The sequence below is a fragment of the Chitinophaga silvisoli genome (assembly GCF_003412465.1).
GTDB lineage: Bacteria > Bacteroidota > Bacteroidia > Chitinophagales > Chitinophagaceae > Chitinophaga > Chitinophaga silvisoli.
On sequence record NZ_QTJV01000019.1, the window covers coordinates 103060 to 121704 of the forward strand.

14 protein-coding genes are annotated in these 18645 nt (G+C 43.1%); 4 read left to right on the forward strand and 10 right to left on the reverse strand.

The annotated features are described in order from the left end of the window. The first annotated feature begins 80 nt into the window (after positions 1–80). Positions 81–4232, forward strand: coding sequence for a WGR domain-containing protein (locus DXN04_RS32405; RefSeq protein ID WP_116857580.1), 4152 nt, complete (start codon positions 81–83; stop codon positions 4230–4232). On the opposite strand, the gene DXN04_RS32410 is transcribed toward DXN04_RS32405, so the two are convergent. The 7 genes from DXN04_RS32410 to DXN04_RS32440 form a co-directional block, all read right to left on the reverse strand. Next, positions 4222–5130: a helix-turn-helix domain-containing protein gene (locus tag DXN04_RS32410; protein WP_116857581.1), complete on the reverse strand. Its 909-nt coding sequence runs from the start codon at positions 5128–5130 to the stop codon at positions 4222–4224. The two genes, DXN04_RS32405 and DXN04_RS32410, sit on opposite strands and share 11 nt — an antisense overlap. A 116-nt stretch (positions 5131–5246) precedes the next feature. Next, entirely contained in the window at positions 5247–6005 is a 759-nt protein-coding gene (locus DXN04_RS32415) for an SDR family NAD(P)-dependent oxidoreductase (RefSeq protein WP_116857582.1), read from the reverse strand. Positions 6006–6128: 123 nt separating this feature from the next. After that, a complete protein-coding gene (locus tag DXN04_RS32420; protein WP_116857583.1) occupies positions 6129–7379 on the reverse strand; it encodes a PQQ-dependent sugar dehydrogenase in 1251 nt (416 codons plus the stop codon). 112 nt (positions 7380–7491) lie between these two features. After that, on the reverse strand, positions 7492–7929 hold the full coding sequence (locus DXN04_RS32425; RefSeq protein WP_116857584.1) for an HAD family hydrolase: 438 nt from the start codon (positions 7927–7929) through the stop codon (positions 7492–7494). Between the two features lie 6 nt (positions 7930–7935). Next, a complete protein-coding gene (locus DXN04_RS32430; protein ID WP_116857585.1) occupies positions 7936–8403 on the reverse strand; it encodes a CYTH domain-containing protein in 468 nt (155 codons plus the stop codon). A gap of 9 nt (positions 8404–8412) precedes the next feature. After that, a complete protein-coding gene (locus tag DXN04_RS32435) occupies positions 8413–9366 on the reverse strand; it encodes an alpha/beta hydrolase family esterase (protein WP_116857586.1) in 954 nt (317 codons plus the stop codon). A gap of 46 nt (positions 9367–9412) precedes the next feature. Beyond that, on the reverse strand, positions 9413–9931 hold the full coding sequence (locus tag DXN04_RS32440) for a sigma-70 family RNA polymerase sigma factor (RefSeq protein ID WP_116857587.1): 519 nt from the start codon (positions 9929–9931) through the stop codon (positions 9413–9415). Positions 9932–9961: 30 nt separating this feature from the next. Between DXN04_RS32440 and DXN04_RS32445 the strand changes: the two genes are divergently transcribed. Continuing rightward, positions 9962–10525, forward strand: coding sequence for a hypothetical protein (locus DXN04_RS32445; RefSeq protein WP_116857588.1), 564 nt, complete (start codon positions 9962–9964; stop codon positions 10523–10525). Here DXN04_RS32445 and DXN04_RS32450 read toward each other — a convergent pair. Both DXN04_RS32450 and DXN04_RS32455 read right to left on the reverse strand, forming a co-directional pair. Next, complete coding sequence (locus DXN04_RS32450; RefSeq protein ID WP_116857589.1) at positions 10517–11047, reverse strand: GNAT family N-acetyltransferase; 531 nt, start codon at positions 11045–11047, stop codon at positions 10517–10519. The genes DXN04_RS32445 and DXN04_RS32450 overlap by 9 nt on opposite strands. Positions 11048–11113: 66 nt before the next feature. Beyond that, entirely contained in the window at positions 11114–11698 is a 585-nt protein-coding gene (locus DXN04_RS32455) for a Crp/Fnr family transcriptional regulator (RefSeq protein WP_116857599.1), read from the reverse strand. Between the two features lie 85 nt (positions 11699–11783). On the opposite strand from DXN04_RS32455, the gene DXN04_RS32460 reads away from it, so the two are divergent. Both DXN04_RS32460 and DXN04_RS32465 read left to right on the forward strand, forming a co-directional pair. After that, positions 11784–12665 (forward strand): SDR family oxidoreductase, encoded by an 882-nt coding sequence (locus tag DXN04_RS32460; protein ID WP_116857590.1) that lies wholly within the window; start codon positions 11784–11786, stop codon positions 12663–12665. A 481-nt stretch (positions 12666–13146) separates the two neighbouring features. Continuing rightward, entirely contained in the window at positions 13147–16977 is a 3831-nt protein-coding gene (locus tag DXN04_RS32465) for a hypothetical protein (RefSeq protein WP_116857591.1), read from the forward strand. 484 nt (positions 16978–17461) lie between these two features. Here the strand turns inward: DXN04_RS32465 and DXN04_RS32475 are convergent, their stop codons facing one another. Beyond that, a complete protein-coding gene (locus DXN04_RS32475; protein WP_116857593.1) occupies positions 17462–18337 on the reverse strand; it encodes a DUF3037 domain-containing protein in 876 nt (291 codons plus the stop codon). Between the last annotated feature and the right edge of the window lie 308 nt (positions 18338–18645).

The following is an 18645-nucleotide window of genomic DNA, read 5'->3' on the forward strand; positions in this document are numbered from 1 at the left end:
AATCATTGTATAATGGGGGTATAGGTTATTAAAATTATTTATATAATTTGGCGGCGTAAAACCTAAGCCCCCATTACTACATGAAGAAGAAGTTCATTTACCAGGACGAAAAGTCGCACAAATTCTGGAACATTGAGATTAACCTGACAAGCCTCACTGTAATATTCGGAAAATACGGTACACAGGGACAAGCACAGACAAAACTCTTTCCTACCGTAGAAGAATGTATTAAAGCAGCAGAGAAACTGATAGCCGAGAAAACAAAGAAAGGCTATACCCCGGTAATTGAAGACCTGCCTCCCAAAGAGTTGTACAACGATATAATTGGCGTAGCCAGACTACTGGAGGCCCAATTCCCTGACAAAGTAGAGATCACCCCGGTATCGGCTGCACACATCAAAGAGATGGAAGCCGCTGTAGGATTCCCTATGGATGAGGAGTTCCAGGCGTATTGGCTGGAAAAAGGATCTTTCTTTTTTGATAAGGATGATTTTGTTTGTGCCCTGTATGCTTATGACCAGCAGGGTCCAAATGCGAATCACCTGTATGGTTTCCTTTCTGTTTATTGTCAAATTCACAGGTGTCATTTTAATGCATTGGATGAGGAGCGGGATTTCCTGTCGCAGGCCACTATGGTGTTGGGATTGATCATCAGCGGGAATGAGAAGTGGGTAATGGTACAAAATCCCGTAGGAGTGTACCAGATTTACTATGAGAAGGAGTTCCAGGAGTATAGTGAGGAAGAGTTTATGCGTTTGTTAGTACCGGTGCTGGCAGCAAAGGCGACGGCAAAGTATACGATGACGGAGCGCATTGTGGCAGAAAATGAGACCGAAGACGAACAGGAGGAAGCATCAGCAGATGGACAGGAGGAAGCATCAGCAGATGTCTTCCGGCATGCATTGAAAGAAATGTCTTACAGTGAAGTCTTAGACCTCTTAGGCGTAGACCAGTTATTCGATGACTGGGATGACAACTCATATTATGGCTACGATTCAGAGGAAGAATACTTTGAAGATTACGGGGAGATCTTTGTACATGAGGGTGATTTACATGTGGATAAGGATCTGGATAGTGCAGGTGGGTTACTGCTTGTAATTGGTGACCTGACAGTGGCAGGGGTATTGGATGTCTCTTATTATGTAACAGGCAATGTGACAACAGAATACCTGAAACTGCAGGCATTACAATATACGAAAGGTACTGAAACTGTTCGCTATATGGCTGTGGCCTGGGGAGAGGATGATGAAGTAGTACATAAGATGCCATTCAGAAAAATCAATGCCCCTCATTTCATCTCCTGGTTTTATGATCTGGAATGTTTTGAATTTAGCCCTGATACTGTTATTACGGCACTGTATAACCAGGATTCATTAGACTATTATAAAACAAACAATACCTTCCTCGCCTGGCATAACTATGCATTGGTGTTTCGATCTGAGTACTGCTATGTGGTAGAGTCGGAGCATTATGATGTGCTGGGATTGAATACCCGTGAATTATACAGGGCGCTGAAGAATAAGCAGCCTATCTGGAAGGAGGGTGTGACGGAGGAAGGCATCCGGTTGGTAGAGCAGGGAATGAATGAACGTGGTCAGGGCGCAGCATCAGAAGCGTATCATCGTTTCAAGGCAGCGATTGCGGTAGCACCAGCTTATTATTTAGCTTATTACAAAGCGGGGGAAGTCTTGTTTGCTGCCAGGGCATATGCACAGGCCAGTGTGTATTTTAAACAAGGTATTCCTTTGTCTCCTGATAAATTACATTATGATTATGGTTGTATAGGATGGGCTGCTATGTGTGAAGTAAGACTGGGCAATTATGAGGAGGCGATTGCGATTGCTACACAGGCCCGGGATACTGATTACTTCCCGCTGCGCGTATTAGGTGAGGCCTATATGCTGCAAGGCAAACTGGAAGATGCGAAAGCTGTATTGCAAAAATCAGTAGGGATCAGGTCTGTATTCTCCAACCACTGGTTACTGGGATTAGTACATCACCTGCAGGGTAATAAGAAAGAAGCACTTAAGAATTACGATACAGCCAGTTACTATAGTAAAAAGGCACAGCCTTATGAGCAGCAGACCAACCTGCATTATTTTTATGGGGATAATGTGACGGTGAACTGGGATGCAGAAGGGCCTTCTAAAATAGTGAAAGACCAGGCCTACTGGCATGAATCCTTTTATAGTAAAGCCGCATCGTTTGATACTTTCCTTCAGGTGCCTGCAGCATTCCGTACCAGCGAAATGCTCTCCAAAGTGTTGGAGAATAAAAATGAGACCGGTCATATCGTGTCATTGGTGGATCCTTCATTAATCACACAGGACATTGTGTTACAGGCTGTAGACCGGGAGTCTCCGTTGCGTTACCAGGACATACCTGAGCAGTTCTTAACTGAGGAAGTCTTTGCAAAACACAGGTATGGTGTGGACCTGCAATTTCTGCCCCAGGATAAGATGACGTATGAGATGTGTTTTAAGCAGGTCGCTTTCAATCAATACAACTATAAGTATATACCTGAGGCATTCATGGATGAGCGGATGAATATTGCGCTGATAGCAGGTGGCGGACTGAGTGATGTGCATTATAAGGACCTGCCCGGGAAGTACTATACCTATGAATATATCATCCAGGCGATTGACCTGGGTATAGAAGTGATCAATAATATACCCGCAAAACTGGTGAGTAAGGAAGTGTATGAATATGCGGTGGCGAAGTATGGCCAGGAACGGGAATGGCCGTTTATTGTAGATAGAAATAACAGGGATCGCTGGCGCTATGGGGCAAGTAGTGACGTGAAGGATATGGCGAAGCATATCCTGGACAATACAATTGACCAGGTAGATGTGCGCCAGATCAACAAGCATAGTTATGCGTATTATAAAAAGTACCTGGCAGAACTGCCGGCTGCATGGGAACAGCGAAAGGATATTACCAATGAATACCTGGCAGGGAAACAGTTTGACTACACTACTTTCGACCAGGTATGGGCATGTTTCTGGGACGAGGATTTTATCATCAATGCACTGAAGGCTGATGAACGTTTGTATAATGTACCAGCTCAATACATCACTCCAAAGATCGTTGAGACTGCGCTGAATAAAAACGGGTATGATTTGCCGTATGTGCCTAAAGAAATGCTGACACAGGAGTTATGTGAAAAGGTCTTTAGTGAGAGTGATTATTATGAATTGGATGCGGTGCCATTGGCGATGCGGACCCTTAAGATCTGTGGAATAGCAGTGGCAAGAGATGTAGAGAATTTTAAGTATGTACCGCTTGAATTCCGGGATCCTGAATTTTGTGCCGCAGTAGTGGCCAGGAAGACAGGGTTGAGCAGGTTTATCCCTCATCAGCATTATGCGGCTACCTTCGGGATTGTAGAGAAGCGTTTTGCCAACAGGCTTGACAAAGGATTTATAACAGTGAACCTGGGACTTGGATTGATCCTGCAGGGAGACTATGAACAGGCAGAAAAGAAGCTGGAAACGGTAAAGGAGAGCTATCAGCATGAGGCTGTATATTACCTGGGATGGGCATATCATCTGAAAGGAGATATACAGCAGGCGAAGGAGTTGTGGAAAAAATCGCAGGAAATTGCGAAGAAGGAGGACCTGGAAGCAGAGGATTGGATTAAATTCCCTTATGCGGAATTCCAGTTGCCTGAAGTGCCGGGTGTATATGAATTCAACCAGGCAGCATTTGATAAGCAGATGATGGAAGCGTCTTTGTTAGTGCAGGATAAGCAGTACGAAGCAGCCATCAGTTTACTACAACAAATCGAAAACATGCTGACAGCGGCGCAAAGTAATGAAATGCGATTATGGGCATATGTATGGGATCACCAGAGATATGCTTTGTATGAAGCCGGAGAGCAGGAAGCATCCTTTGCAGTATGCCGTCGTATGATTGAAGAATTGGGTAAAGTCACTTTGTGGGAATACCTGCAGGAGCACAATCCTATCCGTGCTGCATTGCGTGCTGCGCACAATAACCTGGCGTATCACTGCTATGAGAAAGGGGAAATCGCGGAGGGCTTACAGCATATTAAGACCTGTATGAAGACTATCGCTGCCATAGAAGATAAGAGCGTGTTGTATCCTTTTTACGAAACGCAGGCATTGCTGATGTACAAGGCCGGTGATGAAAAAGGATTTGAGAAGGTGGTGGCTAAGATGAAAAAATTGAAACTTTCCTTTGGAGAAGAGTTGTCTAAAATTACGTCCTGAAGCTAAGCGGCGCAGCAGCCGTTTGCTTCTTGAAGTAATTGGAGAAATGTGATACTTCGTCAAAGCCCAGTGCATAAGCGATATCCGCCACACTCCAGGTAGTTTGTTTGAGCAGGATCTTTGCTTCTTCTACCAGGCGTTTACTAATGAGTTCTGAAGTAGTACGACCGGTGGATTCTTTCAATACTTTATTCAGGTGGTTGACATGTACAGCCAGGCGGTCTGCGTATTCCTTTGGGGTACGCAGACTTAATCTTTGTTCCGGCGATTCCAGGGGGAACTGTCTTTCGAGCAATTCCAGGAACAACATGGAGATGCGCTGCGATGCATTTTGTGTGGTATTCAATGCGGTCATTGGTTGCAGTTTCTGGCCATAATGAATGAGTTCCATCACCAGGTTCCGCAGCAGGTCGAATTTAAATTTATAATCAGCATGGAGTTCTTTCTGCATCTTTTTGAAGATGTAAGCTACTTCAGCTGTTTCCTCATCATTCAAGTGAAATAAGGGTACATGTCCGGGTTGGAAGAGAGGGAGTTCTTCCAGCACCACACCTGATTTTCGGGGCATGAGGAAATCGGCGGTGAAGATGCAGAACATACCAAATTGATTGCTATCTGCAGGGATCCAGTGATATGGGATTTTGGGAGTGGCGAAGAGCAGGGCGTTCTTTTCTACTTCAATGACCTTATCGGCATATTCTGCCCGGCTTTTGCCATTCAGCCAGCTGATCTTATAGTACGTCCGGCGGCTGTAGGGCATGGTGCGATTGTCATTATCTTTGTTGAAGAGTGTCTGCGGATCAAAGACATTGAAATGCCCTGTATCCTTTGTAATGCCTGCCGGAAAGGTAGCTGCATTACGTTTGTAAAATTCTTCGAGCGAGGTATTGCTAAGCATACTATAAAGATACGAATCAATTAAATGAGGTTGAATCAAAGTAATTGATGGGAATTTATCTCCATCAGGGAGCCGGATTTAGTTCCGGAACTTACTTTGATCCAACCTCATTTATGTTATACAAACATCCCTCCGGATACTTCTATTCTTTGTCCGTTTACCCAGCGGGCATCGTCTGTACAGAGGAAGGCGACTGTGCCACCAATATCCTCTGCTGTGCCAACTCTGCCCAGGGCGGTGATGCTGCTTACATTCTTTTGTAAATCGGCATTACTTCTTAAGTGTGCACCACCAAAATCCGTCATGGTCGCACCCGGGGCAACTACATTGGCCCTGATGCCTTTGCTGCCAAGCTCTTTTGCCAGGTAGCGGGTGAAGGTTTCAACCGCAGTCTTGAGAGAGGCGTATACAGAGGATCCGGGGAATGATACGCGGGTCAGACCGGATGAGATATTCACAATACCACCGCCATCGTTCAGGAAGGGGATGAGTTTTTGTGTTAAGAAGTACACGCCTTTGAAGTGTACATTGAGCAGGTCGTCGAAGAAGGCTTCGGTGACATCGCTGATGGCACTGTATCCACCCTGACCAGCATTGTTGACTAAATAATCGAAGTGGTCGGTACCGAAATGGGTACTTAAGGTGTTTTTGAGCTGTGTGGCGAAGTCTTCAAAACTGCTGATCACACCGGTATTGAGTTGTAAAGCAGCGGCTTTTTGTCCGCTTGCTTCGATTTGTGCAACTACTGCCCGGGCATCTTCCACACGGGTATTGTAAGTGATGATGATATCGAGTCCTTTGCCAGCTAATTTTAATGCTGAGTCGCGACCTATGCCGCGGCTACCGCCGGTTATCAATGCTATTTTGTTTGCCATTGTTTGATTATTTATAACAAAGGTAACAGCGTATGACAGGGCGATGTTTAAAGGAATCAATCGGTTTTTTGCAAAAATCAAATCATTTTTCGAGGGTGCCGGATCCTCTATTGTTGCGATCAATTATTTCTTGTGGATCGTATACAATCTGCCTCCATCAGTGATGGCATACAAGGCGCCATCCTTACCCTCTGTAATATCTCTAAACCGCTGTTGCTCATCGGCCAGTAATCTTTCTTCTCCCACCACTTTATTATCCTTGATTACCAGGCGGGCAATGTGCATACCACTCAGTGCACCGATAAACAGGTTGTTCTTCCACTCAGGAATCGCAGTACCTGAATAGAACGTAATACCACTTGGACTGATCACCGGGTCATAATAATAAACAGGTTGTTCCAGTCCAGCTTTCTGCTGAATGCCTTCACCTACCTTTTCACCGGAATATTCAATACCATAGGTGATCGTTGCCCAGCCATAGTTCTTGCCTGCTTCAATACGATTCACTTCATCCCCGCCTCTTGGGCCAAATTCAGTCTCCCACAGGTCCCCTGTTTCAGGATGGAATGCAAGGCCCTGCACATTTCTGTGTCCATAGCTCCAGATTTCAGGGCGCTTATCAGCCTGGCCGGAGAACGGATTACCTTCTACTGGCTTTCCATCTTTCGTAATGTGTAATACCTTGCCCAGTGCTGAATTCAGCTGTTGAGCCTGTGGCCGGGTCTGAAGGTCAGAACGTTCACCAGTGCTGATGAAGAGGTTGCCATCTTTGTCAAAAACGATTCTGCCGCCATAATGAAGGGTGCCATTGTAGGCAGGAGTAGCTTTATAAATAACGGTAGCGCCTTCTATTGTCTTTTCATCAGCAGAGAGCTTGCCTTTGGCTACAGCAGTGAGATTACCTTCTGACAGTGGGTCAGAAAATACCCAGTAGACCATCCTGTTTTTGCTGAAATCAGGGTCTACGCGAATGCCCAGGAGACCTCCCTGTCCTGCTGAGTTGACAGCTGGCAGACCGGTGATAGGTGCGCTCAGTTCACCGCTGGTGGTAGCGATGCGCAGGTCACCTTTTTTCTCTGTGATGAGGAAGCGGCCATCAGGTAATTGGGTGATGCCCCAGGGATTCTCGAGTCCGGTAGTGAGTACTTTGAATTCATAGGGTGTTTTGGTTTTCACGCCACCAATACGGGTCTGGCCTTTGAAGGCGGGTTTATAATCTGAATTGGGTGCCTTGGTTTCCACAGGTGCGAGCAGGCTATCGGTGCCTGTACCAGTGCTGTCGCCCGGGTTATTGACATGCTCGCCGGAAGGTGAGCCACACGACGCAAGGGTAAATGCTACTATAGTCGCACAGCGTTGAATAGGTCTGATCATATTGATGGAATTTAAGTAATAATGGCAGCAAAAACCGGGCTCATTCTACAGAGAAGGCCCGGTTTGTTTTTTCTATTAATTTGAATAGCTATAAGAATTTCTGATGAATGGCTTAGCCTAAAGCAGCCAGTATATCAACAGCCCAGTCCGGGTTATCTTCGCGCACAATCACCGTACGGAAATTGTAGGTCTCTCCTTCCATCTCTACGCCTTTTGAATCGTCAATGTGCAAATCGATCTTAAATGCCGGTGGATATTTTGAAGGCTTGGCTGGTATCCGTACAACCTGGTTATGCACCTGCTGATTGATCACTTTATCCAGTTTGATACCATATAAATAAAACATCCACCATATTCTGCGTGGAGGGCGATTAGAGGTAGTATATACATATACCTTATGCCCTCTTGCCTGGCAGGCTTTCATCAATTCGATGGTACCTACGCGCAGCTTTTCCACCCTCCACAGCTTTTGCAGGAATGTACGCTCTACAGTCTCGAATTGCCTGATCCCGGGTATCAGGGTATCATCAAGGTCAAATGAGATAATCATGTTGGCTTACCAGTTTTTGTAGGGATGAGTAGTTAGATTTGAATTATAATATTTCTCCTCTCCGGTTACTTCTTTCGTGACCCACGTTGGCAGATCAAATTGTTCATCTTCACTTTGTAACTCTATTTCGGCAACAAATAAACCTTCATTGGCACCTAAGAATTCGTCTACTTCCCAGACTTTGTTATGATAGGTAATTTTGTACCTGATTTTCGATAGTTCAGCGATAGCGAAATTGTCTAAGAGTTCCTTTGCTTCTCCGGCAGGAATCTCATATTCATATTCGAGTCTGGTAGCGCCTGTGGAAATTCCTTTGATGGTAAGATAGCCACTGGTATCCGTCAACCTGACGCGGATGGTTTTCTGCGGGTCGGTGACTAAGTAGCCTTGCCTGAAATGCTCGCCGGCAGGCTTTTCAACAGCTTGCCATTGGGTGAGGTCGAGCAGGAATTTCCGTTCTATTTCTTGTGCCATAAGTTGGGTCTATTTTCCCCTGGACAAAGATATGGGATCTTTGAAGAAGAAATCCCAAATCACCGCTGGTACATCTACATCTTTGTTGATGTGGCCCAATAATGGAATATAAATGCGGAAATTTTTGTTTGGTACATTATGTCCTCCATCTTTGATATTGACAAAACTTACCTTTTTACCATTTTCTTTGTTGTAGTAATTCGTTTGACTGGCTGTATGCCCGAATTGTAAGGTGGAGATCTCCGTCGCCCTGGCGGCTGCCTGCCAGTATGCTACGGTGGAAAGTGCACTTTCTGCCATACCATAGCTTTCACCTTTGAGGATGATTTCACCACCATTAAAAGGAACGATGCCATCCTGCTGCCCATTGACGAGGATGATGGAAACAGGCTGCTGGGGACTGTGTGCAAAGAGATTGTTCTCCGGCGCTGGCAGGGTAGAACCTATGGTAGCATAGGCTGCAAACAGGTCAGGGACGGTCGCTGCAAGTCTGAAGGCCATTTGCCCTCCGTTGGAGAAGCCAACAGCATAGATTTGTGTAGGGTCGATGTGGTATTGTGCTTTGAAATATTGGATGATCTCCTTCGTAAAAGTTACGTCATCCATATTCAGCTTTTTTGCAGGATATGGGGCATGGATCCTGCCGTCATTCCAGTTGCCCATGTATCCCTGTGGATACACTATGATTGCATCCTGGTTTTGATCGGCCAGGAGATCGAATTCATGCCCGGTCATCATCTGCATCATGAAGGATTTGAGTTTTGAACCGTGGTAGACGATGATGAGTTTAGGATTGGGGCGAAGGTGTTTGGGAACATGGTAAATGAATGTCCGTTCATAGCCATCTATTTGCAGGCTGTGAGATTTGTTTGGATTCCCGATATTCCACCTGTAAGTGTACAGGAACAGGGCCGCGATGGCGACAAATAAAACTAATAAAGCACCGATTATCATCTTTCTCATTGATTTTATAGAGATAGACGGGGTGCCTGGAAAAAAGACGCAGTTTTTAGAGGATTTCTTTTGGCGGGGTATAATCGGTCACATTGCCGTATTTATCAGTTCTTAGGAAACAGCTGTTCATGACGGTTTCCCTGATTTTTTTCCGAGCTCGCTGGATGCGGGATTTCACGGTGCTGAGGGGAAGATGGTGGAGCCGGGCATATTCTACCTGCGGGATGCCGCTCACTTCGATGGCTTCCATTACGTGCTTTTGTTCTTCAGGCAGGGTTTGGATCAGTGAAGAGATGCATTTGATCAGGTGCTCGTTGCCTTCGTTCAGGGAGTCGTTGGGGGCGATTACAGGTACTTTGCGTTTGGATTTTCTATAGTGATCCACGACGGTATTGTAAGTGATTACTTTCAGCCAGGAGATGATTTTCTGGTGATCTTTCAGTGAATCAATAGATTCGTGGGCTTTGAGGAAGATGTCCTGGCGGATGTCGTCCACGATGTTGTCGTCTACTTTTAGTTGTTCCAGGTAGGCGCTGATGTGATTGTAAAATGCTATTTGAATATCGTTAGTCATTTGAAATAAAAAAAAACTACATTTAGCACTATGAAATTATTGTTAGTCCTGCTGCTACTGCAGCTTCCACAGAAGATCTCCTATAACTATGCTGAAATCCCGGCTTCGCAATATACTCATTGCAAAGGTATTAAATACCTGACTAAGCCCGGACAGTTTAAATTGAAAGGCGGCAAACTGGTAATTCCAGTAGAAGGAAAATCGCCGAGGGTATTTAAGAATGAGGGGGAAATATATAATTATGAATATGTAGGCGATATTAAGGATACTAAATTATCCCTGGTAAAATTTCTGACACCAAATGATGAAGATTATTACCTGATAAACAGGATGACAGGTGGAATAGATACTTTACTAAGTGCACCCATCTTTTCGGAAGATGGAATTCATTTTGTATGTGCGAATAATCCCGGTACGGATCAAAAACAGTATATACAGATTGGAGAATTAGTGGATGGGGCGGTGCATATAAAAGGACGGATCAATGGCAAGTTAGGTGTACGTTATTTAACAATAGGTTGTGTGTACAGCAATTATGTATTGGTGACAGATGATGATCGCAAATTCTGGAAACTTACTTTTACCTTAAAGTGAGTAATCATTTTTTGCTAAGCTATACACGAAATTCCGCCTGTTAGCCCCAAACGCCAAATCCATTTCCATTTCACCGACTTTGACAGCTCCCAGGCGGCTTATCGCTATCTGTGAGCGCACATTATTCATTCCTACATGGAAGCCTACAGCTGTCACATATTGAAAGATATAGTCCAGCATTAATTTCTTGACTGCTTTATTAAAGCCGGTTCCCCAGTATTTGGTAGCGTAAAAGGTATAGCCAATATAAATACTATTTTCCCTCGCATCATAATCATAATACCTGGTTGAGCCAGCAATTTCCCCACTAACCTTATCGATGATTTTAAATGCACTATGGCTCCTGATAGCAGCATCAAAAAATTCACGGAATACCTCTTCTTTCCAGCGGTCATGCTGTGGGTGTTGTGCCCAGATGGCAGGGTCGGAGGCTACGGCATACAAGGCATCGTAGTCGGCGGCTTCTAAAGGTGTAAGCAGGATCTGCTCGTTCTCTAAGGTGGGTTTGATACTGAAATTCATGGGACAAATGTAATGGATGACTGGATGACTTATATAGTCCAATTATAACAAATGGAGGAGGCCAGCTTAGTGAGATGGCTTTACCTGTGCATGTCTTATCCTGCTCAGCGTCTCTCTCGATACACCCAAATAAGAAGCAATCATATGCAAGGGGACTCTGTTGATCAAATCGGGATAGTTATTTACAAACTCCTGGTATTTCTCTTCAGAAGTTGCACTGATATTACTGAGGATCCTCTCATAACTGGAATACAGGCTTTGACTAATCAGGTAGTTAGTATACGCCTGTAACCCTGGGATATTTTTCACCAGGCTACTCAGCACATCATGCGTCCATAATAAAACGACACTATCCTCCATCACCTCGATATTCAGTTTAGACGCTGTCTGGTCTGCCATACTCCTGGCATCCGTGCACCAGTTCCCCTCCGGCGAAAAGCGGAGAATATGTTCAGAGCCGTCATCTTTAATATAATATGTCTTCAGCAGCCCTTCGGCTACGAACATTTTATACATACATACTTCTCCCTCCTGCAGCAACAATTGTTTCCTGCGCACCTTCCTGACCTGTGCCCGCGAACATATTTCCTGGAACTCTGCAGTACTAAGGGGATGTTGAGCGGTTAATAATGCTTCCAGACGATCAAACATACCCTGAAAGTAATAAAATTGTGTCAAATGACCTTGTTTTGAGCCCCCTTCCTGTGTCAATTTTGTAGTATAAAATTAAAACTTTATGCGCGTATTTATGACCGGTGCTACGGGCTTTATAGGCTCAGCCATTGTAAAGGAATTATTGAAGGCAGGACATCATCCTATAGGTTTGGCACGTACGGATGCTGCTGCGCAGAAACTGGAAGCAGCAGGTGTGGAGGTACATAGAGGGGAACTGGAAGACCTGGAAAGTATCAGAAGGGGTGCGGCAAAGGCAGATGCCGTGATACATACAGGTTTTATTCATGACTTTGCCAACTTCAAAAAGTATTGTGAGCTGGACAGAACTGTAATAGAAGCGATGGGTGAAGTGGTGAAAGGACCGATCGTGGTAGCTTCAGGAACAGCGCTGATCGCAAGGGGCACGGTGACGACAGAAAATGATCAGCCACTGGTTAGTACCGATGTAGTACCCCGTATTGCTACGGAGGAGGCGGTGGCTGCTGTGGTAGCCCGCGGGGGCAATGCATCGCTCGTAAGACTCACACCAACTGTACATGGTGAGGGCGACCAGGGATTTATTCCAATTGTGATGAATGCTGCAAAAACAAGTGGTGCTGCTTTCTATATTGGCGAAGGGCAGAGCCGGTGGCCGGCGGTACACCGGAATGATGCAGCGAGGTTGTTTGTACTGGCAATGGAGCAGTCTACCCCGGGAGCCATTTATCATGCCGTAGCGGAGGAAGGTATTACTACGAAGGAACTGGCGGGGGTGATGGCACAGCAGCTCAATATTCCATTGAAGAGTATAAGTGCGGAAGAGGCAGCAGCGAATATGGGGTTCTTTGGGATGATGTGGGGGATGGATCAGCCAAGTTCAGGCAGGCTGACGCAGGAGAGATTGGGATGGCAGCCGAAGGAGATTGGATTGGTGGAAGATATGAAGCTGAATTACTTCAAATAGGGTTGATCATTCATATTGAATAAAGGCAAATCTTATTAGGTTTGCTTTTTTTATTTTACCACTACAATATAATTAAAGGATTAAGAAAGTCTTTAATTACATCTCCCCCCGCGAACCATTCTTTTTTTTGAAATACTGGCTTATTTAAATACCTTGCTGATTAACTGTTAATACCTCAGTTTGAAAATCAACCAGAAGCTTCCCTTATCCTTACCGTCTAAACGAGATTGCATCAAAGCTGTTGTGTAATGTATGGATATCCTCATTATGAAAATTTAAACGTAATCCAATGTATACGTGCCTCAATCGATATGCCATCCCTATCTTAGGTTTGCTAATCCTTATTCTTGTCTGCAGCTGCAATATAAAATCAAGTGAAAGGCAGCCTGATTCTACAGATAATAATTATACACCGCCAGAGGTAACTACAGATATAGGGCACGGGATCCCTCAGGGAAATCATTTTAACAGAAACTGGGTGATGAGTGTTGAGGAGGGTGATGGATTTATAGGCTTGTATACTGATACAAGCGGCAAAACTTATGCGCTTTCACCTTATGGTACTCTCTATTCCTGCACCGGGCATCAAACATTGAAAAGAGAATTGCTCACACCTGACTATGCACAATTTATAGTATTAGGTGGCGCTGGCGATGACATCTATGCTGCAGGCAATCATTCAACAATGTTTCATAAAAAAGGATCAGGCGGATGGGTACGTGAAAAATTCGGCGGAGACACGCTTTGGTTTACCGCCCTATATGCTGATACTACTGAGGTATGGGCGGCAGCGGGTACCAATGGTTCGATATGGCACCGCACTAAAACCGGAACCTGGCAGCAACAGGCAATTGCCGGAGATATTATATCTACATTATATAGAAACGGCAATGAGTTATGGGCGCTTGCCGGGAAATCTTTATATAATAAAACAGACACCGGATGGAAGTTAATGTTAAGTGCGGATAAAAAAGAACGTTTCTATACCATGTACCAGTATGACAAGTATGTGTGGGTAATGGGCTCCGGCGGAAACATTTTTTATAATAATGGCGGAGAGGAATGGAAAAAGGAAAACATCGGTGACACTAGTGCCGATATCTTATGCAGCTACGGTATAAAGGAAGAGGTATATGCAGCGGGTAAGAATGGGCTGATCCTACACCGGTTACCTGGTGGAAGATGGGTCAAAGAAGTAAACGGATACCTGGATGTTACGGCTAACTGTATGTATGGAAAAGGACATGATATATGGATCGGCTGTAGCGATGGGCTTATTTTTCATAACCATGGGAATGGTGCCTGGATCAAAGAGGCCGGACCTGAGAAAGGCCGCAACATAAAAGATCTCAGCGCCTGGGGAGAAAGTGTCTTTGCTGCCGGGAATTATGCAACACTTCTTACAAGAACTCACAACAATACCTGGAATAAAATAGTGTCTCCTTTCCCTGATACACCCCTAACGTCCATTTTCAAGTTCAATAAGGACATTTTAGTAGCTGGTAGCAATGGTAAATTTTATCATCGGCTGGCGGACGGGCAATGGCAAATAGAGAACAGTCATGCAGGAGATATTGTTTTTACTGACTTGTACGAAAATAGTAAGAGCGTTTACCTGGTTGGCAACAATGGCACTATTACATGGCGACATAAAACAGATACTGCCTGGAAAAGTCAGGTGATTGGTTCTGCTAATTTCGTAAAGATAAAAGGCTATGGGGATGATATATGGATTATAGGTAACCATTCGGTTATATTACATAAGAAAGAAAATGAAGATGACTGGCGGGCCATTCATACAGGTGCAAGTGAAGTTGATTTTTTGGATCTCTATGGCTGGAACGGCCAGCTATGGGTACTGGGAATAAAAGACCAACGGGGCGTAGTTTTTCATAAAGACGTTGCTGGTAAATGGTCAAAAGAAGATGTTCACAACGGTGTTGATCACTTTCATGCCTTATACGGATATAAGGATACAATCTTTGCTGTAGGCGCTTCTGGCGACTGGGCAGGGAAGGATAAAACAGGGAATGATTATGAAGGTACAATTATCTGCAAAAAGGGGAATAATCCCTGGGAGATACAGGTAAACCATGTTTCCAATATGCATTTTAATGATATTAATGGCCAGGGAGACGATATTTATGCATTGGGGACCGCCGGCCGCCTATATCATAAAAAAGGTGATGGAGATTGGGAGGAAGAGGATACTTATCAACATAACGAGACCCTAAAAAAACTATTCTTTTTTAAGGGCATTGTGATGCTTGCGGATAATGGCTTTGTGTATAAGGAAAATGAGGATAAAAATTACATCAGAATCAACCGTACAGATAAGCTGATCAATATGGTGGCATTGGATGACGACCTTTTCTGTATAGACCGTAATACAATTTTTAGGCTTACTACTAAAGAAGAGAAGTATCCGGTAATAGATAAGGTAAGGTATACCCCCACTCCTCCTATTAATCCTACTTCAATCGACCTGAATTTCGTATTGCAAACCAATAAAAATGCAGCTTTTAAAGATAACTACCGGATAGAATTTTATGCCAGGCCTTACTGTGAAAGGTGTCATGAAGAAAATTGGGTAAGAGCATATGGAAGTCCGGCAAAGGCCAAAATAAATCCGCAGGAAGGTATTTTGCTTCTTTCTACGACTATTGAAGTCGCTAATAGCCTTCGGGTGATTCCTGGTATGGAAAGCGCTAACAAAATTTGTTTGCGAATGGATGTATATACCGAAGATGGCCGTGCCCGGGAAAGCTTCATCGTGAAAGATGAAAACGGTAATCCCTTTATTACTTTGGAAAACAATTTCTGGTTGAAAAATAAGGTGTGGATCATACTAGCTGGCACGATCGTATTATATTATGCTTTCTGGCTGTTGCTCTGGTTCTTTTATCCCCTTGTTTTTCTCCGGATCTATCACGCAGAGATCTTACAACAGTTGATTTCTATACATCCTCGTTTTCAGTTAATTGTTGGAATTGTTAATGTACTGTTTCCATTAAAAAAGCTGGTCGCCACAGCCAGGGTACAAAATGCCTGGGTGATGCTTTTTGCCTCCACAGCGGCAAAAAAATATGAGAGAAGTGAAATAACACAACTCAGGTCATACTATGTCTCATTACCAGTTAGATTGAATGATCCGGTAACAGGCAGATTGGTAGAGAAGCCTGATGAGAAGATCTTAGACCAACTTTTTAATACTGAACGTACTATTATTCAAATCATTGGTCCGGGGGGAACTGGCAAGACCTCACTGGCAGTAGCAATATGCCGGTGGGTGATACAAGCTACCCGTGACAGGGTTCCTGGCTGGATTCCCAGGCTGCCGATACTGCTTGAAACAGATAGCACAGATGTACTAAAGGAAATTACCGGCTTACTCCGTTCCTGGCAAAATGATTATGCAATACATGAGGACTTCGTTCGATTGCTATTGAAAAATCAACATTTGGTGATTGTTGTTGATTCATTGTCTGAGCGGCCCGCTACCATACAGGAGTATTTTAAAACGCTCCATACTACTACGCCTGTCAATGCATTGATCATAACGGCGCGACAGCCGATTGATCTGCAGGTGAAGGAGGGGCTGTATTTATATCCTTCTCCGCTTAATTCGAACAACCTGCTACATTTTATAACCACTTATCTCAATATTTATCCCAGCCATCCATTACAGAACAGCCGGGAGCAACTATCATTTGCCGAAAAAATAGTCAACATCATAGAAGGGCATAATAGCAGAACACCAGTTACCCCGATATTGGTAAAACTGATTATAGAAATTGCTTTGAAGAAAGAGGGGAATGATGAAAGGGATTTTCAAACAATACTAACCGAAATGCCCGATTCTATACCGGATGTATATTATCAGTATCTGGTACATGTTAATCCGAAAAATCCCGCAGCAGCTAACTATCTGCCTAAACAAGAAATGCTGCAGATAGCGGAATTGTTAGGCAGGATGTCTTTGGGTAATAATTTCCTGCCGCAGGATTTTCTGGAAAAAGATGCCAGGAGGGTGATAGCTGATGTGTATGGTAGTATGCCTGGCGATCCAATTCAACGATTTATTGATAATGGTATCCTGACACGAAGAGAGTCACTAGCTACCTCATATCTACGGTTTAATATTGATACGCTGGCGGAATATCTTGCTGCTTCAGCATTGTATGATGAACATAATACAAGTCCTCAGCAATTGTCAGATTTTAAAACGCGGGTGAGTAATCTTGATGATGTGGCATTGGAGTTTAAACTGGCATTTATTCAGATTAGTGAGTATAAGATGAAGCATGGATAATGAAGGGGTGGGTGTATTATTCTTTTAATGAAGAGACTAGATTTCAGGAGATTTTTGTATAGGTTACAAACCTGGTCCGATCTCATAGTATTTAGGAAAGCTTTGCGGCTGTAAATGTTAAGATGTACAGTCTCCTATTTTTAGGATTAGCCAGTAAATGCTTCAATATTCTGGTGAAATAATCTGAATTTCGACATTCGGGTAATTGTCTGTAAATGTTTGCGGGAATCTTATTCTTTCCATCTTGCTGCACCGTCTCCGTTCAGTTACAAACATTCCTTATCTTGATTTTCAGCAGGTTTTTAATCAATGCGGATTTCCCCAGCTGCGGGGGGGCAAACAAGGATGGCTTATAAAAAAGAAGAGAGATTTTCGGAGTTTCCAATTGTTAGAGACGCTTATTGGAAACACCGATATTATGGCGTTAACAATAGAGACTAGAATATGTCTGAACTTAGAGAATGATATTCTTGTTTAAATGATTTTAATTATTTGATAGAAGATAGTTAAGGGTCTCATTAGAATAAATAGCTATGTCTTCTTCTTGAATAATACGTTTGGGGGCATCTGAATTTTCAATAAGTCCAATTGCATTTTCATAGGCCCTGAACAAGCTCCTTTCTTGAGGTTTAGACACAATGAAGTCGAACCGATAATTATGTTGTTTGGCATAGTCTCCCAATAAATTAAGATAGCCATAATTTAAAAGGGATTTATCTATGATATTTTTTTCCTCAGACAGATCAAAACTTAATGGCTTGATTATATTAGTAGATCCATTTTGCCAAGCAAGATCAATTCTTATTTGGATATCAGTGTTGTTAACATTAGTTGTTATTACTTTATTCTTAAGTAACTTCTTTTCGATGTTTTTATAATAAGGGTGTTCGATTAAAATGTCGGTAAATTTTTTTATTAAAAAATGCTCATTGTGTCGAATCGGTCCAGATTTAATATTCGCTAAATTGGGTAACAACAAGTTAGAAAATTCTTCTATTGTTTTCTCGATATCAATATCAATTTCACCGAGCACTACATTTACAGGATCTTGAAATTGAAGAACAGTTGCATCTTCGGGAAGTATAGAGGTTTTGATGAATTTTTTAAAATCGTCAAATGAGCTAAGTGTAAAAATAGGGTTCTTATCTAACCTTATCTTGTTAGTAATATTCTTTGAAAGATAATTGTAAAGTGATTGATCAAAATCAGAATAAAGAGATTTTATTCTATTTATGTTTCCAGAAATAAAATGAATTTCCTCGTTTGAGGGAAACCAAAACAAAATACCCACATTTATTGATTCTCCTAACATAAGAGAATGATGATATTGTAAGACGCTATATGTGAATGAATTTGTCATGAAATGAGAGATTTTAAAAAGGTCTCAAATTTACTAGAATTTTGCTTGGCGTTTATTAAATAATCTTTGACTAAATTTTCTTTCTTTGAAGTAAAGCCTAAAGTGTTAAGTTGTTGAAAATAAGAATTTAAAGTGTTTAAATTAAGCAATCTCAAGTATTCCTGGAATACTTCAAAATAGTATTTTTTTGTTACTTTTCTTGATCTTTTTAAGAAATTATAGAAAATATGGTGTCTAAAACGGAGATCATTGGGCCACCCTTAACGGAGCATACCGGGCCAGTCAAAACGGTGGTATAGGGCCAAAAG